This window comes from Microbacterium ureisolvens, assembly GCF_015278315.1.
Classification (GTDB): domain Bacteria; phylum Actinomycetota; class Actinomycetes; order Actinomycetales; family Microbacteriaceae; genus Microbacterium; species Microbacterium ureisolvens.
Map to the genome: position 1 here is coordinate 284,455 of NZ_JADIJE010000002.1, position 15,335 is coordinate 299,789.

General features: G+C 72.6%; 13 protein-coding genes. 5 read left to right on the forward strand and 8 right to left on the reverse strand.

The features are described 5' to 3' along the window. Positions 1-17: 17 nt before the first annotated feature. The 3 genes from IM767_RS03590 to IM767_RS03600 all read left to right on the forward strand — a co-directional run bounded on the left by IM767_RS03590 (position 18) and on the right by IM767_RS03600 (position 3,170). On the forward strand, positions 18-947 hold the full coding sequence (locus IM767_RS03590) for a DNA-methyltransferase (RefSeq protein WP_109209084.1): 930 nt from the start codon (positions 18-20) through the stop codon (positions 945-947). A gap of 137 nt (positions 948-1,084) precedes the next feature. Then, entirely contained in the window at positions 1,085-2,071 is a 987-nt protein-coding gene (locus tag IM767_RS03595; RefSeq protein WP_109209175.1) for an LLM class F420-dependent oxidoreductase, read from the forward strand. Positions 2,072-2,291: 220 nt separating this feature from the next. Continuing rightward, the gene (locus tag IM767_RS03600; protein WP_109209085.1) at positions 2,292-3,170 is read left to right on the forward strand and encodes a type IV toxin-antitoxin system AbiEi family antitoxin domain-containing protein; all 879 of its coding nucleotides are present in this window, start codon (positions 2,292-2,294) and stop codon (positions 3,168-3,170) included. Positions 3,171-3,221: 51 nt separating this feature from the next. Here IM767_RS03600 and IM767_RS03605 read toward each other — a convergent pair whose 3' ends face one another. The 5 genes from IM767_RS03605 to galT form a co-directional block, all read right to left on the reverse strand. Continuing rightward, positions 3,222-4,721: a carboxylesterase/lipase family protein gene (locus tag IM767_RS03605; protein WP_109209086.1), complete on the reverse strand. Its 1,500-nt coding sequence runs from the start codon at positions 4,719-4,721 to the stop codon at positions 3,222-3,224. Next, positions 4,718-5,356, reverse strand: coding sequence for a TetR/AcrR family transcriptional regulator (locus IM767_RS03610; RefSeq protein ID WP_109209087.1), 639 nt, complete (start codon positions 5,354-5,356; stop codon positions 4,718-4,720). The genes IM767_RS03605 and IM767_RS03610 overlap by 4 nt, the downstream gene beginning before the upstream one ends. A 338-nt stretch (positions 5,357-5,694) precedes the next feature. Then, the gene (locus IM767_RS03615) at positions 5,695-6,537 is read right to left on the reverse strand and encodes an alpha/beta fold hydrolase (protein WP_109209088.1); all 843 of its coding nucleotides are present in this window, start codon (positions 6,535-6,537) and stop codon (positions 5,695-5,697) included. A gap of 268 nt (positions 6,538-6,805) precedes the next feature. Continuing rightward, entirely contained in the window at positions 6,806-8,002 is a 1,197-nt protein-coding gene (gene galK / locus IM767_RS03620; protein ID WP_109209089.1) for a galactokinase, read from the reverse strand. Beyond that, positions 7,999-9,195, reverse strand: a complete 1,197-nt coding sequence (gene galT / locus IM767_RS03625) for a galactose-1-phosphate uridylyltransferase (protein WP_109209176.1) — start codon at positions 9,193-9,195, stop codon at positions 7,999-8,001. Before galT ends, galK begins: the two co-directional genes overlap by 4 nt. Positions 9,196-9,288: 93 nt before the next feature. On the opposite strand from galT, the gene IM767_RS03630 reads away from it, so the two are divergent. Next, complete coding sequence (locus IM767_RS03630) at positions 9,289-10,290, forward strand: LacI family DNA-binding transcriptional regulator (protein ID WP_109209090.1); 1,002 nt, start codon at positions 9,289-9,291, stop codon at positions 10,288-10,290. 180 nt (positions 10,291-10,470) lie between these two features. On the opposite strand, the gene galE is transcribed toward IM767_RS03630, so the two are convergent. Both galE and IM767_RS03640 read right to left on the reverse strand, forming a co-directional pair. Next, positions 10,471-11,448, reverse strand: a complete 978-nt coding sequence (gene galE / locus IM767_RS03635) for a UDP-glucose 4-epimerase GalE (RefSeq protein WP_109209177.1) — start codon at positions 11,446-11,448, stop codon at positions 10,471-10,473. Positions 11,449-11,688: 240 nt separating this feature from the next. Further along, complete coding sequence (locus IM767_RS03640) at positions 11,689-12,399, reverse strand: ThuA domain-containing protein (RefSeq protein ID WP_239453159.1); 711 nt, start codon at positions 12,397-12,399, stop codon at positions 11,689-11,691. A gap of 108 nt (positions 12,400-12,507) precedes the next feature. Here IM767_RS03640 and IM767_RS03645 point away from each other — a divergent pair, with 108 nt between their 5' ends. Then, positions 12,508-13,635, forward strand: a complete 1,128-nt coding sequence (locus tag IM767_RS03645; RefSeq protein WP_109209092.1) for a glycerate kinase — start codon at positions 12,508-12,510, stop codon at positions 13,633-13,635. Positions 13,636-13,788: 153 nt separating this feature from the next. Here the strand turns inward: IM767_RS03645 and IM767_RS03650 are convergent, their stop codons facing one another. Beyond that, entirely contained in the window at positions 13,789-15,249 is a 1,461-nt protein-coding gene (locus IM767_RS03650) for an aldehyde dehydrogenase (NADP(+)) (RefSeq protein ID WP_109209093.1), read from the reverse strand. Positions 15,250-15,335 lie beyond the last annotated feature (86 nt).

A 15,335-nucleotide genomic window follows, 5' to 3' on the forward strand; every position in this document is an offset into this window, starting at 1 on the left:
TCCCTGAGCCTGTCGAAGTGCCCGCGACCCCCGTTGCTGAGCCTGTCGGAGGGCCTGCGATCCCCGGGACCGTCGAGATCCACATCGGCGACAATCTCGAGGTCATCCGCTCCCTGGCCGACGCCTCGTTCACCCTGATCTATCTCGACCCTCCCTTCAACACCGGCCGCCCGCAGGAGCGCTCGATCGAGACCGCGAGGTCGCGGCATCCGTCCCCTCCCGCCGGCTCTGCCGAGGAGCAGGGTGCGGGCGAGGCTGCCGGAGCGGTCCGTCGGGGATTTCACGGGCGCGAGTACGAGCGGATCCGCGGCGACCTGCGCGCGTACGACGACCGGTTCGACGACTACTGGGGCTTCCTCGAGCCGCGGCTGCTCGAGGCGTGGCGGCTCCTCGCCGACGACGGCACGCTCTACCTGCATCTCGACTACCGCGAGGCGCACTACGCCAAGGTGCTGATGGACGCCCTCGTCGGGCGCGAGCGGTTCCTCAACGAGCTGATCTGGGCCTACGACTACGGCGCCAAGACCCGCAAGCGCTGGCCCACCAAGCACGACACGATCCTGGTGTACGTCAAGGATCCGAAGTGCTACTGGTTCGACTCGGACGCCGTCGACCGCGAGCCCTACATGGCGCCCGGCCTCGTCACGCCCGAGAAGGCCGAGCGCGGCAAGCTCCCCACCGACGTGTGGTGGCACACCATCGTGCCGACGACCGGGCGCGAGAAGACCGGGTACCCGACCCAGAAGCCCGAGGGCGTCCTCCGGCGCATCGTCCAGGCCTCGTCGCGGCCCGGCGACCGCGTCCTCGACTTCTTCGCGGGCAGCGGCACGACCGGCGCCGTCGCCTCCGCGCTCGGCCGCGACGCGGTCCTCGTGGACCACAACCCCGAAGCGATCGCGGTGATGCGCGAGCGGATGCCGCACGCCCGCGTCTTCCCGCCGCGCTGAGTCGCCTGGCGCGAAAGTTCGGGTGTCCGCGCCGGTTCCCGGGCCGAGTGGGCGGAAATATACCCTCTCGCGAGGCCTGCGGCGAGGGGCAGTCGGCACCGGGTCGCGGCATCCGTCATCGCCCTAGGCTGATGACCATGCGCTTCGGAACCTTCATCCCTCAAGGCTGGCGATTCGATCTCGTGGGCATCGAGCCCGCGGAGCACTGGGCGGTGATGAAGGGGCTCGCCGAGCGCGCCGACGCCGGTCCGTGGGAGTCGCTCTGGGTCTACGACCACTTCCACACCACGCCGGTGCACAGCGACGAGGCGACGCACGAGGCGTGGACGCTGATGGCGGCGTTCGCCGCGACGACGAGCCGCATCCGGCTCGGCCAGATGTGCACGTGCATGGGCTACCGCAACCCGGCGTACCTCGCGAAGGTCGCCGCGACCGTCGACATCGTCTCGGGCGGACGCACCGAGATGGGCATCGGCGGCGGCTGGTACGAGCACGAGTGGGAGGCCTACGGCTACGGCTTCCCGCCGATCCCGGAGCGACTGCGGATGCTGCGCGAAGGCGTCGACATCATGCAGCAGGCCTGGACGACCGGACGCGCGACCCTCGACGGCAAGCACTACCAGGTCGACGGCGCCATCGTGCAGCCGCTGCCGCTGCAGGACGGCGGCATCCCGATCTGGGTCGCCGGCGGCGGTGAGAAGGTCACGCTGAAGATCGCGGCGAAGTACGCGTCGTACACGAACTACGCCGGCTCGCTCGAAGACATCGACCGCAAGAGCGCGATCCTCCGTGAGCACTGCGACGCCCTCGGTCGCGACTTCGCCGATATCACGCGCTCCTCGAACTTCAACACGATCGTCGGCGCCACCGAGACCGAGGCGCGCGAGCGGCTCGCCGTCGTCAAGGAGCGTCTGCTGCCGCACGTCGGCCAGGAGCGTGCCGACCACATCGAGCGCGAGTACCTCGCCTCGCCCGCGTTCGGCGCGGTGGAGCAGGTCGTCGAGCGGCTCGCCGAGCGCGAGCAGCACGGCATCACCTACGCGATCCACTACTTCCCCGAGGCCGCCTACGACCTCTCCGGCGTGGAGCTGTTCGAGCGCGAGGTCGTCCCCGCGCTCAGCTGACCGGCCGGTCGCCGGTCCTCGCGGACAAGGGCTGGCGTCAAGAACTCAGGAAGACTCACCCGTACGGCGCCCACCCGGCGCCGTACGGGTGAGGAGCCGCCGTTTCTCCTGAGTTCTTGACGCCGCTGCCGCCTCCTCCCCACCAGCGGCCTCATGCCAGCTCCACACAGACCAGGACCGCACGCCCCGCAGTCGACCGGTGCTCGTCCACGGTGGTCGGATGCATACCGGCTCCGTCTTCTTCCGCAGGTCCGACCTCCTCAAGAGCGGCTGGACCGACCGATCCCTCAAGGCGGCTGTGCGAGATGGCCGCCTGCTTCGCGCGCGCGCCGGTGTCTACCTCGAGCCCGACGCACCCCACGACATCGTCGAGGCCTGCAGGCTCGGCGGGCGCCTCGCCTGCACCAGCGCCCTGATTCAGAGGGGAATCTTCGCACTCGACCGGGGCACACTCCACGTGCACCTGCCTGTCAACTCCTCGAGGCTCCGGCCGCTGGCGCGCAGCGTTCGACGGCATTGGGGAGAGCTCCACCGGACGCCCGATCCCCGGTCCGCCTGCGTGGAGCTGTTCGATGCCCTCGTTCAGGCTGTGCGCTGTCAGCCGGCGCGCGCCGCGGTGGCGACGCTCGATTCCGCGATCAACATGGGAGCGCTGGACCCGGGGGACATCGACGAGCTGTTCCGGGTGCTTCCCGGCAGGTACGGTGTCATCCGGCCGCTCCTCGATGGACGGTGCCAATCCGGTCCTGAGTCGCTGATCCGGCTCATGCTGAGATCTCTCGGCGTCCCGTTCGAGGTACAGAAGCGGATCCCTGGGGTGGGCATCGTCGATTTCCTCGTCGACGGGTGGCTGACCATCGAGTGCGACAGTCGAGCTCATCACTCGAGCTGGGACGCCCAACGTCGTGATCGGCGCCGCGACCAGTCGGCGGCACAGCTCGGACTGGCGACCTTTCGTCCGATCGCCGAGGACATCATGTGGGATCCGGGCGTCGTCCTGGCGGCCCTGCGCGGGCTGCTCTCTCACCGACCGTCAAGGATTCAGGAGAACGCGCGGTTCCAGACCGCTTCGCGCCGCCCTCCCCGGCGTGTCTCCTGAATTCTTCACGTGCTGATCCGGATCGCTGTGACTCAGGGAGGAGCGGTGGGGTCAGAGGAGGGCGCGGACGCTGCGGTAGCCGTCGGCGACGACGTCGGGAGCGGATGCCTCGCCGCCGAACACCCGGGTCGTGCCGGGCGCTCCCGACCACGCCGGCCACCCCGGGTCGTCGCCGCGCGCGAAGGCGACGGCCGCGCCGTGGACGGCCGCGGCCAGCCGACGCGGAGGCTCGTCACCGGCGATCGCCGCCACGTGAGGATCGTCGAGGCAGTCGAACCAGAACGGCACGTCCAGGCAGTGCAGCGCCCACCGGCGCGTGGGCGAGGGCCACGAGAAGCGGTAGACCCAGGTGGGCGCCGCGGCGCGGGCGTCCGCGACCTTCACGACCGTCGAGCGGAAGACGGTGTCGGTGACATAGCGGCCGAGAAGCGCCGCGGTGCCCTTGCGGCGCTGCGGCCGGTTGTCGGCGAGGTACGCGCGCCGGCGCTCGCGGTCGACGCCGAGCTTGGCGAAGGCGAGACCGGCCGGCACGAAACGGAGCTTGTTCGCCGCGTCGTCGAGCACCATCGTGAACTCGTCGTCGGTCGTGCCGAGCACGAGGGGCTTGTCGGCGCCGATGCCGGAGCGCAGCGCTGCGAGGGTCGGCTCGGGCACGAGGTCGACGTCGATCATCGGCCCCCACGACAGGCCGTCCGCGAGGAGCGTCCGAACCCCGGCGAGCCGGTCACCGGACTCCGGGTGCGACGCCTTCTCCTGCAGCGACCGGAGCGTCTCCTCGGGCACCGACGCGAAGCCGTCGCGCGTGGGCTCGACCTCGGCGAGTCGCGCGAGGCGGTTCGAGGCGGAGCGGGCCCGCTCGGGCGCCACGTCGGCGCGGGCCGCCGAGAGCGCCCACACCGCGTGGAACAGGTGCTGCGCCGCAGGCATCGCGAGCAGTCGCAACACGGCGCCGCCGCCGGCGGACTGGCCCGCGATCGTCACCCGGGCCGGATCGCCGCCGAAATCCGCGATGTTCGCCTGCACCCACTCGAGGGCGGCGATCCAGTCGCGCACGCCGCGGTTCGACGGCGCCCCTTCGATGTGCCCGAAGCCGTCGAATCCCAGCCGGTACGAGATCGTCACGGTCACGACGCCATCGCGGTTGAACGCGCGTCCGTCGTACCAAGGACTGGCGGGCGACCCCGAGATGTAGCCTCCGCCGTGGATCCAGACGAGCACCGGCAATGCGGCATCCGTCTCCCCCGGGGCAGGAGTGAAGACGTTGACGTTGAGCGTCGCGTGGCCGGGGATCGACGGCTCGGGGATGAGCGTGTTCCCGGTGTCACCCCGCTGCGCGGTGGCGCCGAACGCGAGCGCATCGCGCACGCCCTCCCACGGGTCCATCGGCACCGGCGCCGCGAACCGCAGCGCGCCCACCGGCGGCTTGGCGAACGGGATGCCGAGGAACGCGGCCGAACCGCCCGCCCCGGGCTCGCCGCGCCAGAACCCACGCACCTGGCCCGCGACGGTGTCGGCCACCACGTATCGCGTGCTCGTCGATGTGTCTGTCACGTCGCCTCCGGGTCCAGCAGATCGAACAGCGCTTCCACGGCCGCCGCCATGTCGACGTCGGGCTCGAGCATCCACTGCAGCTGCATGCCGTCCGCGACCGCCTGGAAGAGGCGCGCAAGGGTCGCGGCATCCACCCGGTCGGTGATCGCGCCGGCGGCCTGGCCGGCGGCGATCGCCTGCTCGAAGTGGGCGCGCAGACTCTCGCCGCGCGTGAGGAAGAACTGATGGGCGGGATGCTGCGGGTCGGCCGCGTCGACCGACAGCCGGGCGAACAGGTGCACGAGGCCGGGGACCTCGGCGTTGTGGCGGATGATGCCGAGGTAGTCCTCGCGGACGCCGGGCAGGTCGCCTGCCGGACCCGCGTCGGGCCCACGCCGCAGATCGGCGTCGAGTCCTCGGCCGGCGGCGTCGCGCTCGTCGCGCTTGCGGAGGATCTCGGTGAAGAGCTCCTCCTTGCTGTCGAAGTAGTGGAGGAGTCCGGCCTGGCTGAGGCCGACGGCATCCGCCAGCTCCTTCACCGATGCGCCGCGATAGCCCTCGCGGGCGATGACGTCCAGTGCGCGGCTGAGGATCTCCTCGCGCTTCGCGACGCCCTTGGCGTAGGAGCCTCGTCGCCCCGTGCCGCTCGCTGTCATAGGGAAAGTAAACCCGAACAGCGCTCGATTTTTCACCCCCGGAGCTGATCCGGACATTTGGAAGCCCCGGCACCGCGCCAGTAGGCGGGTGCCGGGGCCTCCGTTATCGGGGTCGTCGCCCGGCGCGCGGCGTTTCGTCTCGCTCGTTCCTCGCTCGCTCAACGACCGGGGCGCTGGTCCCGCCCGTTCGACGACCGGGGCGCTGGTCCCGCCCGTTCGACGACCGGGGGCGCACGGGACTCGCTCGCTCGCTCGCACGGAGCACCGCGGCGCGGGTCCTCACTGGACCGACGGCCCGACGCCGGGCGCGCGCAGGCCGAGCGGCGCAGGACCGCGGGTCAGCTGTGCAGGAAGGCGAGCAGAGCCTCGTTCACCTCAGCGCCGTGGGTCCACAGCAGGCCGTGGGGCGCGCCCTCGAGCTCGACGTAGGTGGCGTCGGGCAGGAGGTCCTTGAACCGGCGGGCGGTCACGTCGATCGGCAGGATGTTGTCGGCGGTGCCGTGCAGGATGAGCGCCGGCACGTCGACCGCCGAGATGTCGCCGCGGAAGTCCGTCGGCCAGGTGAGGGGGGCCGCTGCGATCGCCGTGTTGCCGGCGTGGCTCGCGACCTGGACGCTGGCGTCGAGGGCCTCCTGCGAGATGCGCGAGCCGAGGTTGTCGTCGAGGTTGTAGAAGTCCTTGAAGAACCCGGCGATGAAGGCGTAGCGGTCGTCGCGCGCAGCCTGCGCGAACCCCTCGAAGAACTCGAGCGGTCCCGCGCCCTCGGGGTTGTCGTCGGTCTTGAGCAGGTAGGGCTCGAGCGAACCGAGGAACGCCGCCTTCGCGACGCGGCCGCTGCCGTAGCGCGACAGGTAGCGCGCGATCTCCCCGGTCCCCATCGAGAAGCCGACGAGCACGACGTCGCGGAGGTCGAGGTCTTCGATCAGCGCGTGAAGGTCTGCGGCGAACGTGTCGTAGTCGTAGCCCGAGCCGGCCTTCGTCGAGGCGCCGAACCCGCGGCGGTCGTACGCGATCACGCGGTAGCCGGCGTCGAGCAGGGCGGCCTGCTGCTTGCCCCACGACTCGCCGTTCAGCGGGAACCCGTGGATCAGCACGACCGGCTGCGCATCGGCCGGTCCCTGGTCGGTGTAGTAGAGGTCGATGTCGACCGAGTTCTCGGTTCCGACGGTGATGTACGCCACGGTGGCTCCTTCCGGGCCGGGAGACGGATGCCGCGGCCCTGCGTTCGACGCTAGGCCGAGGCATCCGTCATCGCCAGTCTCTTGCGCGGGTGCGTCACGAGCGTTCACGTCGCGTTCAGCGGCAGAGCGTGAACGCCGCGCTCGAGGCGTTTCGTCTCGCTCGTTCCTCGCTCGCTCAACGGCCGGGGGTCTCGGCCGTGAGCGGAGGGCGCCCCAGCGCCCGGAGACGAAACGCCCCGGACCTCCGAGCAACCCAGGCGCGGGACCGTCAGTCGCGGGCGGCGCCGGCGGACGGGGTCACAGTGAAGATCGTCGGGGCGGCGAAGCCGGCGGCCGCGAACGCGGCGGTTGCGGCATCCGTCACCGCCTGGACCTTGTCGTGGGCGACCAGCGCGATCGCGGCGCCGCCGAAGCCGCCGCCGGTCATGCGGGCGCCGACAGCGCCGGCCGAGAGCGCCGCCTCGACGGCGGTGTCGAGCTCGGGGACCGAGATCTCGAAGTCGTCGCGCATCGAGGCGTGCGAGGCGACGAGGAGGTCGCCGATCGCGGTCGGGCCGTGCTCGCGGAGTGTCTGGACGGTGTCGAGCACGCGCTGGTTCTCGGTGACCACGTGGCGCACGCGGCGGAAGGTGACCTCGTCGACGAGCTCGGCCAGGCGCGGCAGGTCGTCGGGGGTGACGTCGCGCAGCGCGGCGACGCCGAGCACCGCGGCGCCGCGTTCGCAGGCCGCGCGACGCTCGCCGTAGCCACCGGTGGCGTGCGAGTGCTTCACGCCGGTGTCGATCACGATGAGCTCCAGGCCCGCATCGGCGAATCCGAGGTCGATGACGTTCGCATCGAGCGAGCGGCAGTCGAGGAAGATCGCCGCGTCGGCCCGGCCGAGCAGCGACGCCATCTGGTCCATGATGCCGGTGGGCGCCCCGACGGCCTCGTTCTCGGCGCGGCGCCCGATCTGGGCGAGCGCGACGCGGTCGAGGTCGATGCCCCACGTCTCGGCGAGGGCGACAGCCGTGGCGCCCTCGATCGCGGCCGACGACGAGAGTCCCGCGCCGACGGGCACGTCGGACGCGAACGCCAGATCGACGCCGCGGACGGACCGCGGGTCGGTTCCGGATGCCGCGAGCAGCGCCCACGCGACACCCAGCGGGTAGCGCGACCACTCGGGGATCTCGTCGCGCCGCTCGGGGAAGAGGGCGTCGAGCTCGTCGAGGGCGACGTCGACGATCCCCTCGTCGAACGTCGAGATGACGCGCACGCGGAAGACACCGTCTTCGCGGGGTGCGAGCGCCACGTGGGTGCGGTGCTGGATCGCGAACGGCAGCACGAAGCCGTCGTTGTAGTCGGTGTGCTCGCCGATGAGGTTCACGCGGCCTGGAGCCGACCAGGTGCCGACCGGCTCGGTGCCGAAGCGCTCGACGAAGAGGGTGCGCGCGGCGTCTGCCGTGCGGGTGCCGGTGGCGGTCACAGGGTCTCCTCGGGGATGGACAGAACGGCTTCGCGCAGCCTCGCGGCGGCCGTCTCGGGCGGGATGTCGCCGATCCAGGCGCCCATGGCGGCCTCGGATCCGGCGAGGAACTTGAGCTTGTCGGCGGCGCGGCGGGGCGACGTCAGCTGCAGGTGCAGACGCGCAGCCTCGCGGCCCCGGTGAACGGGTGCCTGGTGCCACGCGGCGATGTACGGCGTCGGGGAGTCGTAGAGCGCGTCGACCCCGCGCAGCAGACGCAGGTACAACGGGGCGAGCTCGTCGCGCTCGGCCCGGGTCGTCTCGGCGAAGTCGGCGACGTGGCGGTGCGGCAGCAGGTGGATCTCGATGGGCCAGCGCGCGGCGAACGGCACGAACGCGGTCCAGTGCTCGCCCTCGAGGATCACGCGCTCGCCGCCGCGCTCGAAGGCGAGGATGCGCTCGAACAGGTCGGCGCCCTCGCGATCGATCGATGCCAGCAGGCTCGTCGTGCGCGGCGTGATGTACGGGTAGGCGTAGATCTGTCCGTGCGGGTGGGGGAGCGTCACCCCGATCGCCTCGCCGCGGTTCTCGAACGGGAACACCTGCTCGACACCAGGAAGGGCCGAGAGCGCCGCGGTCCGGTCGGCCCACGCCTCGATGACCGTGCGGGCACGCGTCGGCGTGAGCGATCCGAACGAGCCCGAGTGCTCGGGGCTGAAGCACACCACCTCGCACCGCCCGACGCTCGTGCGGGTGCGGCCGAGGCCGGGGGCGACCAGATCGTCGAGGTCGCGCGGCGCGTCGGTGCCGGCGGGCGCGTCGCCGTGGGCGACGGTGAGAGCCGGGCCGAACGACGGCGATTTGTTCTCGAAGACCGCGACGTCGTACAGCGACGGGATCTCGGACGGGTTGGTCGGCGTCTGGGGCGCCAGCGGGTCGAGGTGCGCCGGCGGCAGGAATGCGCGGTTCTGCCGCGCCGCGGCGATCGACACCCAGTCGCCGGTGAGCACGTCCCGCCGCATCGTCGCGGTCTCGGGGCGGGGAGCGGGCTCGCGGGCGTCGACGGAGCGCTCGGCGCCGAGCGTGGTGCCGCGATCGTCGTAGTAGATGAGCTCGCGACCGTCGGCGAGGAGCGTCGAGCGCTTCACGACGCCGGCGCCCAGCGTCTCGCCGGGGATGTCGTGGGCGGGCGGCGTCGAGCCGTCCTGAGGCATGTTCACGTCAACACGTTATCAAGTCGGCTATGTTAGCGTCAACATGGATGCCGCGATCCGGCCGGTTCGGCGGCTCCGGTGGAAGGCGGGGCGATGTCTGCGAGACGCGTATCGATGGCCGACGTCGCTGAGCTCGCGGGCGTGTCGGGTCAGACCGTCTCGCGGGTCGTCAATGCCAGTCCTCGCGTGGACCCGGAGACCCGCACGCGCGTCGAGGCCGCGATGGCCGAGCTGGGCTACCGCCCGCACCGCGCGGCCCGGGCCCTGCGCACCGGCCGCACCCAGACGATCGGGCTCGTGGTCTCGACGCTCACCTCGGTGGGCAACTCCCGCATGCTGCAGGCGGTGGCGGATGCCGCGGCCAGCCGCGGCTACGCGCTCACGGTCGTGACGCTCGGGGCCGACGGCGAGGTCGCAGCCGCGTTCGAGCGGCTCGCCGAGCAGGGTGTGGACGGCGCGATCGTGCTGAACGAGGCGACCGAGCGCGTGCGCGAGGCGGACCTGCCCGCCGCCGGCCTGCGGCTCGTCGTCGTCGACTCACCGCAGGATCCCCGCTTCGGCGTCGTCGAGACCGAGCACGCCTCCGGCGCGCGGCTCGCGGTCGAACACCTGCTCGCGCAGGGGCACGCTTCCGTGCACCACCTCGCCGGTCCCGAGGGCTCGTTCGCGGCCGCCGAGCGCGAGCGCGGCTGGCGCGAGGCGCTGGCCGCGGCGGGCGCGCCCGAGGTGCCTGTGGCGCGCGGCGACTGGACATCGTCGTCGGGCTTCGCCGCGGCATCCGCTCTGCTCGACGACGGCGCCACCGCCGTCTTCGCCGCCAACGATCAGATGGCGCTGGGGGTGCTGCGCGCCGTCGCCGAATCGGGTCGGTCGGTGCCTCGCGATGTGAGCGTGGTCGGCTTCGACGATGTGGCCGATGCCGCTGACTACCGTCCGCCGCTCACGACGGTCCGTCAGGACTTCGATGCCCTCGGGTCTCGGGCCGTGGCCGCGCTCGTGGACGGCATCGAGGCCGACGCTCCGGCGACCTTCGAGACGGTGCCGACGCGCCTCATCGTGCGGCAGAGCACGGCCCCCGCCGCCGCCGGTCACTGAGCCTGTCGAAGGGCAGCCCTCACACTCGCGAACACCTGAGGCGTTTCGTCTGCGGGCGCTGGAGCGCCCTCCGCTCAACGACCGGCCCGTCGGCGCGCGGTCGCTGGGCGAGCGAGGAACGAGCGAGACGAAACGCCCTGCACCCGGCGCAGACGCCGGGTCGGAGCATCCGTCAACCGGTCACTGCGCGGCCCGGCGGGCCTCCCAGCCGGTGCGGACCATCTCGTCGACGCTGTAGCGGTTCTTCCAGTCGAGGTCGCGGGCCGCGAGCTCGCCGGTCGCCACGATACGGTCGGGGTCGCCGGGGCGGCGCGGAGCGATCTCGGGTGTGAACTCGATGCCGGTGACGCGCGCCATCGCGTCCATGATCTCGCGCACGCTCAGGCCGTTCTGCGATCCGAGGTTGTAGGCGGGCTCGATCGGCTCGCCCGCGAGGAGGCGCTGCGCGGCGGCGACGTGGGCGGCCGCGATGTCGGCGACGTGCACGTAGTCGCGCACGTTGGTGCCGTCGGGGGTGTCGTAGTCGTCGCCGTTGATGCGGGGCGTCTTGCCGGCGAGCAGCGCCTCGAACACGAGGGGGAAGAGGTTGTGCGGGCTGCTGTCGTAGACGGCCGGGTCGCCTGACCCGACGACGTTGAAGTACCGCAGCGCGGTGTGGCGTAGCGGGCGCTCCGATTCGGCCGTCGCGACGGCCTGGTCGCGGATCAGCCATTCGCCGATGAGCTTGGACTCGCCGTACGGCGAAGCCGGGCGCTTGGGCAGGTCCTCGGTGACGAGCGCCACATCGGGCGTGCCGTACACGGCGGCCGACGACGAGAACACGAGGTTCGCGACGCCGGCGGCGTCCATCGCCGCCAGGAGCGCTCGCGTGCCCTCCACGTTCTGCGCGTACGTGTGCAGCGGCCGCTGCACCGAGACCCCGGCGTACTTGAAGCCGGCGAGGTGGATGACGCCGACGACGTCGTGCTCGCGGAGCGTCCGCTCGACGAGGTCGCCGTCGAGGATCGAGCCCTGGACGAAGGGCACGCCGTCGGGGACGAAGCTCGCGTGCCCGCTCGACAGGTCGTCGATCACCACGGGCGTCAGGCCCGCCTCGGCGAGCGCGCGGACGATGTGGGCGCCGATGTAGCCGGCGCCTCCGGTCACGAGCCAGGTCATGTCACTCCGTCGGTCGGGGGCGAGGGGGTGGTCGCCGAGCGGCGCCGCGTTCCATTCTGCCCGGTCGCCCGCGGGCGCTGTCGCCGCCGTCTCCGCCGTCGCGGAGCCGTGCACAGAATCGGAGGTCTTGCGCGGCGCGCCGGGTCGCGGCATCCGTTGTCGGCGTGTCGGGCAGATTCTCCGACGCTGTGGCGCGGGAGTGCCGACCTGGGTCGCAGGATGGCCGAGGCTGCGGGGCGCTCAGACTCGCGCGGCCCAGCGTGCCGCGCGCTGCAGCAGGGCGACGTGCTCGGGCGCGTCGTAGGCGCGCTCGTCATGACCCAAGGACGACACGACCGCGCGCGTCGGCTCCTCTTTGATCCAGACCGCGGGGTGCTCGGCGCCCTCGACGTCGTGCACGGCGAGCACGCGCACCGCGTCGTCGACCACGAGGTCGCTGTAGCGCTCGTCGAAGACGTCGAGGTGCGGCATCCGTTCGCTCACCGGGTGGTCCGGGTCGACGACCCGCACGCGCGCGTCGCCGATGGGCGGATGCCACGAGACGCCCGGTGCCCACTCGCCGCCGATGGCCTCCCGCCAGGCCGCGTAGTCGCGCAGGCTCGACAGTGCCGCGTGCACGCCGAGGAGGCCGATGCCGCGAGCGATGGCGGAGCGCAGACCGGCTTCGGCGTGCGGGTCCGCCCGGCGCTCGAGCTCGCTCGCACCCTCCCGCCACGGGTCGCCGGCGTTCACGACCAGCAGGTCGACGCCGTCGAGGGCAGCGAGGGCGTGGTCCACGTCATGATCGACGGCGACGTCCCATCCGTCGGCGCGGAGGGCGGCGGCGATGCGCTCCGACGTCGCCGGATACGGATGCCACGGGTCGGCGTACCTGCCGGTGCCCGTGGCGATTACCGCACGCGGCCGCGGGGAGTCGTTCTGCGCAGCGGGCTCGGCTTCCGGTCGCTCCATGGATACCATGATGTGCAGGATAACGCTTTCCCGCATCGGCGTCACCGGAATGGACATCGGTGCGCAGGCACTGACGCCCGATCGGGCACGCCCGAGGAGAATGACGCCATGGCACACACCGTCGTGATCGCCCCCGACTCGTTCAAGGGGACCATCGGCGCCGCGGCCGCCGCCGACGCGCTCGCGGTCGGCTGGACCCGTGAGCGCCCCGACGATCTCGTCCGCCTCATGCCCATGGCCGACGGCGGCGAGGGAACGGTCGACGCCTTCGCGGCCGCGGTGCCGGCGGCGCGCCGCATCCCCGTGACGGTGAGCGGCCCCGAGGGAACGCCGGTCGAGGCATCGTGGGTGCTGCTTCCGCCGACGCCCGATGCTCCCGACGGGACAGCGGTCGTCGAGCTCGCGAACACCAGCGGCATCGAGCTTCTCGGGACGCCGCCCCGGCTGCGTCCCTTCGACGCTCACACGCGGGGCTTCGGCGAGGCCATCGCCGCCGCCCTCGATCACGGGGTCTCCCGGCTCGTGCTGGGAATCGGGTCGAGCTCTTCCACCGACGGCGGCGCGGGCATGCTCACCGCCCTCGGTGCGCGGTTCACGGATGCCGAGGGTCGGGCCATCGCCGACGGCGCCCGCGGACTCGCGACGGTGGCCGCCGCCGACCTGTCGGATCTCGCGCCGCTGCCGCCCGGCGGGGTCACAGTGCTGAGCGACGTGACCAACCCGCTGCTCGGAGCCCGAGGAGCGGCTGCCGTGTTCGGCCCGCAGAAGGGCGCCGGCGTCGACGACGTGCCGGTGCTCGACGCCGCGCTGGCTCGGCTGGCGACGCTGCTCGAGGCGGACACGGATGCCGCGGGCGCAGGCGCTGCGGGAGGCACCGGCTTCGGCCTGCTGGCGTGGGGCGCTCGACTCGTGCCCGGCTCGGCGGCGGTCGCGGAACTGGTGGGACTGGACGCGGCGGTGGCCGCGGCATCCGTCGTCGTCACGGGCGAGGGGTCGTACGACGGTCAGTCCGCCGCCGGCAAGGTGCCCGCGCACGTCGGCGCGGTCGCGGCGTCGGCAGGTGTGCCCGTCGGGCTCGTGGCCGGGCGCATCGCCGCGGATGCCGACGCCTCGGGCTTCGCTGCGACGGCCTCGCTCACCGACCTGGCCGGCTCTGGCGAGGCCGCGATGGCCGACGCCGCCCGCTGGCTCGTCGAGGCCGGCGCTCAGCTCGCCCGCGCCTTCGGCGCCCGCTGACGCCGGAACAGCGCCGCTCGCTGGCGGGCCAGATTCCTGTATCCCGGTGCCTGAGCGAGGGAGCGCCAGCGACCGAGATGAAGGGCGCACCGTGTGCCTGAAGCACGAACGCGGCGGGACACCAAGGTGCCCCGCCGCGTTCGTCGCCAGGGGTCAGGGCAGGCGGAGCGCGCCGTTGCGGCGGTGGGGAAGGGCGGCAAGCGCCTCGTCGCGGAGCACCTCGGGAAGAAACGCCTCCGGCGCGTCCTGGAAGACGACGGGCCGCAGGAAGCGGCGGATCGCGGTCGCGCCGACCGAGGTGTGGAGCGACGTGGTGGCGGGCCACGGGCCGCCGTGCTGCTGCGACCAGGTGACGGCGACGCCGGTCGGCCAGCCGGCGAAGAGCACGCGACCGGCCTTGCGGGTCAGCACCTCGAGCACCGCGGCGACGTCGTCGGACGACTCGGAGTGCAGCGTCGCCGTGAGCGAACCCGGCACGGCCTCGAGGGCAGCGTGGAGTTCCTCGGTTGAGGAGTACCGGACGAGCAGCGTCACCGGGCCGAAGCACTCTTCGAGGAGCGTCTCGGGGCGTGCGGCGACGGCCGCGGCATCCGTCGACAGCACGACCGGCTGCGCCGACCCCGGCTCGGCCGGAAGGCCCTGCGCCACGACCGCGACGGACGGGTCGGCCTCGAGGTGCTCGATGCCGGCCGGGAACGCCTCGGTGATGCGGTCGGTGAGGAGCGGTCCGCCGGCAGCACCGGTGGCGAAGCCCGCGACGAGCTCCTCGAAGCCCGCGCCGGCGGGCACGAACACGACGCCGGGCTTCGTGCAGAACTGGCCGACGCCGAGGGTGAACGATCCGACGAGGCCCTGCGCGAGCGCTTCGCCGCGGGCGGCGACCGCCGCCTCGGTGAGCACGACGGGGTTCACCGAGCCGAGTTCGCCGTAGAACGGGATGGGGTCGGGGCGTCCCGACGCGAGGTCGAACAGGGCGCGGCCGCCGCCGAGCGATCCGGTGAAGCCGGCCGCCTGGATGACCGGGTGCTGCACCAGAGCGTTGCCCGCTTCGCGGCCCTCGACGAGCGCGAGCGAGCCCTCGGGCGCCCCGGCGGCGACGAGCGCGTCCGCCACGATCGCCGCCGTGCGCTCCGAAAGGCGCGGGTGGCCCGAGTGCGCCTTCACGATGACGGGGTTGCCCGACGCGAGAGCCGAGGCCGTGTCGCCGCCCGCGACCGAGAACGCGAAGGGGAAGTTGGATGCCGAGAACACCGCGACCGGGCCGACGCCGACGAGCATGCGGCGCAGCTCGGGACGCGGCGGGGTGGCCGACGGGTCGGCGTCGTCGACGGTGAGCTCGAGGTACGAGCCCTCCTCGACGACCGATGCGAACAGTCGCAGCTGCCCGGTGGTGCGGCCGACCTCGCCGCGCAGGCGGGTCTCACCGAGGCGGGTCTCCTCGTCGGCGATCGCGACGAGCTCGTCGATGTGGGCGTCGAGCGCATCGGCGGCCGCGCGCAGCCACGAGGCGCGGGTCGCGGCATCCGCTGCCCGCCAGATCGGCGCCGCGGCCGCGGCGGCCGCGGTGAGCGTGTCGAGCTCGGCGCTCGTGGTGGTGGTGAGAGCGGTGGTCATCGGGGATCCTTTCGGCTTGCCGTCCGCTCGCGAGCGCAGAGACTGCGCTCGGGAGCCGGCTCGATGGACATTCTGTGCGCTTTCGG

Coding starts and splice junctions, on each gene's coding strand:
- IM767_RS03595 (WP_109209175.1), top strand. CDS start 1,085: ATGCGCTTCGGAACCTTCATCCCTCAAGGCTGGCGATTCGATCTCGTG.
- IM767_RS03600 (WP_109209085.1), top strand. CDS start 2,292: ATGCATACCGGCTCCGTCTTCTTCCGCAGGTCCGACCTCCTCAAGAGC.
- IM767_RS03610 (WP_109209087.1), bottom strand. CDS start 5,356: ATGACAGCGAGCGGCACGGGGCGACGAGGCTCCTACGCCAAGGGCGTC.
- galT (WP_109209176.1), bottom strand. CDS start 9,195: ATGCCTCAGGACGGCTCGACGCCGCCCGCCCACGACATCCCCGGCGAG.
- IM767_RS03630 (WP_109209090.1), top strand. CDS start 9,289: ATGTCTGCGAGACGCGTATCGATGGCCGACGTCGCTGAGCTCGCGGGC.
- galE (WP_109209177.1), bottom strand. CDS start 11,448: ATGACCTGGCTCGTGACCGGAGGCGCCGGCTACATCGGCGCCCACATC.
- IM767_RS03640 (WP_239453159.1), bottom strand. CDS start 12,399: ATGGAGCGACCGGAAGCCGAGCCCGCTGCGCAGAACGACTCCCCGCGG.
- IM767_RS03645 (WP_109209092.1), top strand. CDS start 12,508: ATGGCACACACCGTCGTGATCGCCCCCGACTCGTTCAAGGGGACCATC.
- IM767_RS03650 (WP_109209093.1), bottom strand. CDS start 15,249: ATGACCACCGCTCTCACCACCACCACGAGCGCCGAGCTCGACACGCTC.